Below are 1,513 nucleotides of genomic sequence, written 5' to 3'. Positions count from 1 at the left end.
GTCTTACCCGCTTCCAGGTTCCGGTATTTCACGGTGTCAACCAGGGTTACCAGATCGCTATCGGCCTTACCGGTGGTATCGATCTGCTTGTTGCCACCCTCATCGGTGAGTACCGTCGCAATCCAGGGGTTAACCTGTTTGGTCTGGTTCTCGTCCTTGGGATCTTCGTGCTTAGTAACCGGCTCGAACCCGCCATTAACTTTCAGATCTAGCTGTTCGAACGCTACTAGCGTCGAGTACTTAGCTACCTGTTCCTGGGTAAGGGTGAACGGTAGTTCTATTACCCCGTTCGGCGTGGTAATGGTTACTTCCTTCTCGGCTTTGATTCCGGTGCGAGTGGCATCGGTCTTAGCCGCATTGGGCATCACCAGTTCCCCGGAGAACTTGTAGGTCTTGCCGACCTCCAGGTTCCAGTAGCTGACCTTGTCGGTCAGGGTGTAGGTGTGATCTGCGCCCTCAACCAGGTCGATATTGCCATTGCGTCCCTCGCCTTTCAGCTCGGTAGCAATCTTCGGCTCATCGGGGGTCTGGTATTCGTTGGCAGCCTGCACGGCTACCGGATGCTGCGCGTCGGAACCAATGGTTACCTTTGCGCTCTTTCCGGAGGCCGGGCCAACTCCTGCGCCTTTACCGTCAACTGTCCAGCTTACGGTCTGGGCGTTGGTGCCTTCTGGTAGGACTTGCTGCTCAGTCACGGTGCAGACAGTGCCGGCGCGGAACTGGGCGGGCGCCACTACCGGGGTGCCGCCCGGTTTGACGTTGGAGATATTACCGTGGGTGCCATCAGAGCACTCATAGGTGAAGTTGTAGCTGGTAGGCAGGTTCTTAACCTTGTCCTTGCTCTCGCCGGCTACTTTCACCGCGGTCTTCTGTACCGAGAAGGTACCCTTTTGCTCAATCTGCTGGTAGCTGTTGGTAGCGGTTACCACCACATTGCCTTGCTTACCATTATTGAGCCACTGCGCGTGAGTCATCGGCTTACTAATGGCGAAGGTGTTGCTAGCGGCAGTCGAAGCATCGTTCAAGCTACCACTCCAGCTAATCGAGTGCTTCACTTTAGCAGTGGACAGCTCGTTTACCGGAATGAACTTACCCTTGCTGTCAATAGCTCCTAGTTCTTTCACCTGCACCTGGCTGCCCAGTGGCAGTCCCCAGTACGACTTGGAGGCACCCGGGAACAGAGTTACCTCTTGTTCGTGGGTATTGTTTCCTTCCTTATAGGTTAGCTGGAAGCGGTAGGCGCTAATATTTTGCGCTTCATCCGCGTTTCCTTTAACAACCTTCTGCAAGGTGAAGGCGCCTAGTTCCTGGGTGTAATGGTTAGCCGCCAGGATTTTGGCTTTTGCTGTAGAGTTCTTGAGTTTGAAAGTTACTTCCAGCTTTTCCTTGCTGGCAGAAGCCTCTACTCCCTCATTTCCAAGTACCTGCATCCCGGAACCCACGTAATCGGCGTTTTCTACCGATTTCGGAGTTTCTTCCCAAACTTTACATTCGGTGCCGACCGGCAGGTTAT

At 54.1% G+C, this 1,513-nt stretch carries 1 protein-coding gene; it reads right to left on the bottom strand.

All coding sequences use genetic code 11. The features are described from left to right. The coding region (locus E6139_RS22850) for a VaFE repeat-containing surface-anchored protein (protein ID WP_316405830.1) at nucleotides 1-1,513 on the bottom strand (1,513 nt) is incomplete at both ends.

It is taken from the genome of Enterococcus sp. (assembly GCF_032555305.1).
GTDB lineage: Bacteria > Bacillota > Bacilli > Lactobacillales > Enterococcaceae > Enterococcus_A.
This window is presented reverse-complemented; position numbering and strand designations above follow the sequence as displayed.